General features: G+C 38.1%; 5 protein-coding genes. 4 read left to right on the top strand and 1 reads right to left on the bottom strand.

Annotated features, from left to right (window positions below; all coding sequences use genetic code 11):
• Positions 1-1115 (top strand): PepSY-associated TM helix domain-containing protein (locus AACZ30_RS12625; RefSeq protein WP_339649743.1); only part of this gene is annotated, 1115 nt, incomplete at its 5' end.
• A gap of 17 nt (positions 1116-1132) precedes the next feature.
• Here the strand turns inward: AACZ30_RS12625 and AACZ30_RS12620 are convergent.
• Positions 1133-2092 (bottom strand): NAD-dependent epimerase/dehydratase family protein, encoded by a 960-nt coding sequence (locus tag AACZ30_RS12620; protein WP_339649741.1) that lies wholly within the window; start codon positions 2090-2092, stop codon positions 1133-1135.
• Between the two features lie 221 nt (positions 2093-2313).
• On the opposite strand from AACZ30_RS12620, the gene AACZ30_RS12615 reads away from it, so the two are divergent.
• The 3 genes from AACZ30_RS12615 to AACZ30_RS12605 all read left to right on the top strand — a co-directional run bounded on the left by AACZ30_RS12615 (position 2314) and on the right by AACZ30_RS12605 (position 5630).
• Positions 2314-2880, top strand: a complete 567-nt coding sequence (locus AACZ30_RS12615) for a hypothetical protein (protein ID WP_208223227.1) — start codon at positions 2314-2316, stop codon at positions 2878-2880.
• Positions 2881-2940: 60 nt separating this feature from the next.
• Positions 2941-3423: a nuclear transport factor 2 family protein gene (locus AACZ30_RS12610; protein WP_339649737.1), complete on the top strand. Its 483-nt coding sequence runs from the start codon at positions 2941-2943 to the stop codon at positions 3421-3423.
• Between the two features lie 137 nt (positions 3424-3560).
• Positions 3561-5630 carry a M13 family metallopeptidase gene (locus AACZ30_RS12605; protein WP_339649735.1) on the top strand — a complete coding sequence of 690 codons (2070 nt, stop codon included), beginning with the start codon at positions 3561-3563 and terminating at the stop codon, positions 5628-5630.
• Positions 5631-5633 lie beyond the last annotated feature (3 nt).

The following is a 5633-nucleotide window of genomic DNA, read 5'->3' as shown; positions in this document are numbered from 1 at the left end:
AAAAATATACGTTTAGAAAATTACTGAACGATCTGCATTTATGGTTAGGGCTTGGTAGCGGGATTATCCTGTTCTTAGTTTGCCTAAGCGGAACTATCTTAACCTTCCAAACCGAAATAAAATCGCTTTTTGCTGAAGAATTAAAAGTAGACCCGCAACAAGGTAAACTAATTGATATTGAAAATTTGCAGCAAAACCTTGAAAAAGAAGGAGCGGTTACCGGGCTTACGTTACCTAAAAATACCAATAAAGCTTATGAATTCAAAGTGAAAACCTCGCCGGAAGATAGACGCGGTACTACTTTTTATGTAAATCAATATACCGGGGATTACCAACAACTAGGTGAAAATCCTGCAGATGAATTTTTCTTTACTATGTTTAGAATGCATCGCTGGTTGTTATTCGATTCTGCTATTGGTAGACCTATTGTGGGAATCGCAACCATTATCTTTTTATTTCTATCTATAAGCGGAGTTGTACTTTGGTTTCCGAAGAAAAAAATAAAGTGGAAAACCTTAAAACCGGGCTTTAAAATTAAATGGTCTGCAAACTGGAAAAGGATTAATCACGATTTGCACAACACCCTTGGTTTCTATTCCTGCCTATTATTAATAGTAATGACGCTAACCGGACTATTCTGGTCTTTTGATTGGTATAAAGACCTCGGCAGTCAGGTTCTGGGAACCCAGGTTTTTGGTGGCCGCGGCGGACCAAAAATTGCTTCAGAAACTAATGCCGATTCTAAAACCCTGGAACTAGCAGAAATCATTAATATTTCTAATCAAAACCTGGATTATTCCGGGGAAACTTCAATTTCATTTCCGCAGGACGAAAATGGTATTTTTTCCATTAGAAAATATGAAACTGGCAACTGGTCACCCAATACTTACGATATGTTGGTTATAGATAGAGACGGGAAAGTTCTCAAAAAAGAGCTTTTTTCAGAAAAACCAGCAAATGTTCAGGTAGCTTCTTTAATAAAACCAATTCACACAGGAGAAATATTCGGGACTTTTTCAAAAATCCTTTATTTCCTGGCCTGCTTAATCGCCACGAGTTTACCAATTACCGGAACCATAATCTGGCTTAATAAAATGAAGAAAAAGAAAAAATAATCTCGATTATCACGTATTTATTTGGCGGTTTTCAGTTGTTCAGAAACTCCGGCAAGCATTTCCTTAACCAGGCTTTGCATGTCAAAATCGTGTTTCCATTGCCAGTCTTTTCTGGCTTCAGAATTATCTATGCTAGATGGCCAGGAATCGGCTATTTTTTGTCTAAAATCTGGGTTGTAGGAGATCTTGAAGTCAGGAATTTCCTTCTGAATAGCCTCGGCAAGAACCTTTGGGGTAAAACTCAAGGCCGAAAGATTATAAGAAGATCGCACCTTTATTTTTTCTGAAGGAGCTTCCATAATATCTACGGTAGCTTTAATCGCATCGTCCATATACATCATGGGCAGACCGGTATCTTCAGCTAAAAAGGAAGTGTAGGCTTTATTCTTAAGCGCTTCGTGAAAAATTTCTATCGCATAATCTGTAGTTCCGCCGCCGGGAAGGGTTTTATAACTTATAATCCCGGGATAACGCAAGCTTCTTACATCTACCCCATATTTATCGTGAAAATATTCACACCATCTTTCCCCGGTTTGCTTACTAATCCCGTAAACCGTAGATGGTTCCATTATAGTAGTTTGTGGGGTATCATTTTTAGGAGTTGTAGGGCCAAAAACTGCAATACTGGAAGGCCAAAAGACTTTCTCAATCTTTTTATCTTTTGCAAAATTTAAAATATGAAAAAGCGAATCCATATTAAGATTCCAGGCTTTCATTGGCGCCTTTTCGGCAGTTGCACTAAGCATCGCGGCCATAAGATAAACTTCAGAAATTCCGTATTTATCAATAATGGATTCAATTACTGGAGCATCAGTAGCATCGGCAATTTCAAACGGCCCGGAATTCATTAATTCCTCATTTCCTTCCCTAATATCACTAGCCACTACCCGATCGTTTCCGTAGAGATCACGTAATTTCAGCGTTAACTCGGTTCCAATTTGCCCGCAAGCACCAATAATTAAAATTTTCCCGGCCATTGTATTGATTTTTCCGCAAATATATTTATTTAGATAGAGGTTTTCGCAATGAAACAGCCGAAACCTTTACTTTTTTTAGAAATCTTTTATTGAAGAAAGGATTTCGTTAATCCTTCAATTAACAAAGTGAAATTAAAGAAAATTTCAAAGCTGAACAGAGGTATAAATACTTCCTTTTGTAATTATTTAAATTGGAAATTTTTAGGTTAACTTTGTTATGTATGAAAAAACTGGTTTTAATATTATCTATTTTACTCTGCTTTGCCTGCAATGAAAAATCTCAAACCGATGATAGTAATGGCAGTCAATTAGATTCAATTACCTTAAACCAACCTATAGAAACTACTAAGGAAGAAGTAATATTACTTCCTGAAGCACGAAAACATGCCATAAATTGGTTGGCGTATATAGCTGCCCAAAATGAAGTTGACCAATTAAGAAATTATAATCTACAGCAAACTATAGAAAGCTCAAAACCAATCTCCCAGGTTATGGAATCCCTAAACACAAGCATTCCCGATTCTTTGAGCTCCAACGCGGTTAGGGCCCGCGCCAACGTTTTAACCACTAAAGCAAAAGTCCTGGAACAATTATCGCACCGCCGGCAATTAGATGCCGATGCTATTACAGAAGTTGCCCGGGAAATCCCTGAGGAATTCAATAATTTTAAGATTCAGCTCAATGAGCTTTTCCTAAAAACCCTGGAAGATTTTGAAGACGAGCTGGACGAATTTAAAGCCGAAAGAGATACCATTTCTATAGATTCCCTTCCCCAGGCCAAATTGTAGTAATCATTTTTCTAATCCTGAGTGCAGAAAAATTGATATCTTCAATAAAAATTCTTCGCAATGAAAAAAATTATCGCACTGCTTTTTTTGCTTTTCAGTTTAAATATTGCAGCCCAGGAAAAATCTAACATAGATAAGGTTTTAACCCAATGGCACCAGGCAGCCGCTGAAGCTAACTTTGATAAATACTTCAGCTTAATGACTAAAGATGGGGTTTTTATAGGCACCGATGCCACCGAGAACTGGCAGAATGATGATTTTCGTGAATTTTCAAAACCGTATTTTGATCGGGGTCAGGCCTGGAATTTCACCACTTTAGAACGAAATATTTATAACGACGAAAACAGTAAAACCGCCTGGTTTGATGAACTTCTTGACACGCAAATGGGAATTTGTCGTGGCTCTGGCGTGCTTCAAAAAACTGAAGATGGCTGGAAAATTACTCATTATGTACTTTCTGTTACTGTACCCAACGAAAATGTGGAAGAAGTAACCCAATTAAAAAAGGAATTCGATCAAAATTTGATAAAACAAATTGATTAAACCTTCAGGTAAATCCAGCTTTTTCAGGATCTATTTTTGCGAAAAATTCAATCAATTTTCTACTTTGAATAATCCTCAGTTAAATATGCTACTTTTTAGTACTTTAGCGCGAGAATTCATAATAATTTAAACCACATATGAAAAAAATAAGTAATGTGCTCTTTTTATCGATTTTGGGAGCTGCAACCCTAACAAGTTGCCAAAACGACGATAAAGAAAGTAAAGAAAAAGAAGAGGTTCGCGGTATTAACCTTGCCTATATGGACACCACCGTAAGCGCTCAGGAAGATTTCTTTAGATACGTAAACGGAAAATGGGTAGATTCTACCGAGATCCCTTCAGACCAGACTACCTGGGGAAGTTTTATGGAATTGCGTGAGCGTACCGATGAGGATGCGATGGCTATTTTAGAAGGCGCTTCTGCTAACGATAGTTTAGACCCGTCTAGTGACCAGGCTAAAGCCGTTTACCTTTACAAAACTATTATGGATACCGTTGCCCGAAATGAAAAAGGCGTGGAACCGGTAAAACCATATTTGGCAAAAGTAGATGCTATTGAAAATAAAGAAGATTTACAGGAATTTCTTACCGAAATGCAACAATATGGTGGCGCCGGATTTTTCTCTTTCGGGGTTCGTGCCGATGCTAAAAACAGTAATATGAATGCTGCTTACCTTTATCCTGCAGGATTGGGTTTACCAGATCGTGATTACTACGTGGCAGACGATTCAGATTCCAAAGAAAAAAGGGGAAAATATAAAGAGCATATTACCAGAATGCTTCAGTATATAGATTATTCTGAAGAAGAAGCTGCAGATGCTGCAGAGCGAATTCTTGCTTTTGAAACCGGCCTTGCAGAACCTCAACTTGACAAAGTAGAGCGTCGTGATGCACGTAACACTTATAACCCTAAAACTGTAGCCGAACTTAAAAATATGGTTTCAGCGATAGACTGGGATGCTTATTTTGAAGAAATTGGTGCTACAGATCTTGATACCATAATCGTTTCTCAACCAAACTATATGGAATCCCTTCAGGATGTTTTTGCTGGAAATTCTGTTAAAGACTGGAAAGATTATCTAAAATGGAGCATTTTTAATGATGCGGCCAGCACACTTTCTACAGATATTGAAACTGCAAACTGGGAGTTTTACAGCAAAACCCTACAAGGTGCACAAGAACAACGCCCAAGAAAAGAACGTGCTTTACAAACTGTAAACGGTACTCTGGGAGAAGCGCTTGGTAAATTATATGTAGACGAACATTTCCCTGCTGAAGCTAAAGAAAAAGCTCAGGAAATGATTTCAAATCTTATTAAAGCTTACGAAAACAGGATAGACAACCTTAGCTGGATGGGCGAAGAAACCAAGAAAAAAGCCAAGGAAAAGCTAGGAACCACAACTATTAAAGTTGGTTATCCAGACGAATGGAAAGACTACAGCGATCTAGAAATAGTAAATGTTGAAAACGGTGGGTCTTATTTCCAGAATATGATGAATACCAGCAAATGGAGAGTTGCCGATAATATGGCAGACCTTGGGCAACCGGTAGACAAAACCGAATGGTTTATGCCACCACAAACCGTTAACGCATATTACAACCCAAGCTATAACGAAATTGTATTCCCTGCAGCTATTCTTCAGCCACCTTTTTATGATTATAAGGCTGATGCTGCTGTAAATTACGGTGGAATTGGTGCTGTAATTGGTCACGAGATCTCTCACGGCTTTGATGATAGCGGTTCTCGTTTTGATGCCGAAGGAAACCTTAATAACTGGTGGACAGACGAAGATCTTAAACAGTTTGAAGCCCTTGGAAAAGATCTTGCAGATCAATACAGCAATATTGAAGTTTTAGACAGTGTTTTCATCAACGGTCAATTTACTTTAGGTGAAAATATTGGTGATCTTGGTGGCGTTAACGCTGCGTACGATGGGTTACAAATTCATTTAGAAGAACACGGAAATCCCGGAAAAATAGATGGATTTACTCCAGAAGAACGTTTCTTTATGTCCTGGGCTACTGTTTGGAGAACAAAAATGCGTGACGAAGCCTTGAAAAATAGAATCAAGACCGATCCTCATTCTCCTGGAATGTACAGAGCTTATGTACCGCTTCAGAACATTGATGCATTTTATACCACTTTTGATATTAAAGAAGGTGATAAAATGTATGTTGCCCCAGAAGATCGAGTGAAGATCTGGTAATAA

The sequence above is a fragment of the uncultured Salegentibacter sp. genome, assembly GCF_963972535.1.
Classification (GTDB): domain Bacteria; phylum Bacteroidota; class Bacteroidia; order Flavobacteriales; family Flavobacteriaceae; genus Salegentibacter.
This window is presented reverse-complemented; position numbering and strand designations above follow the sequence as displayed.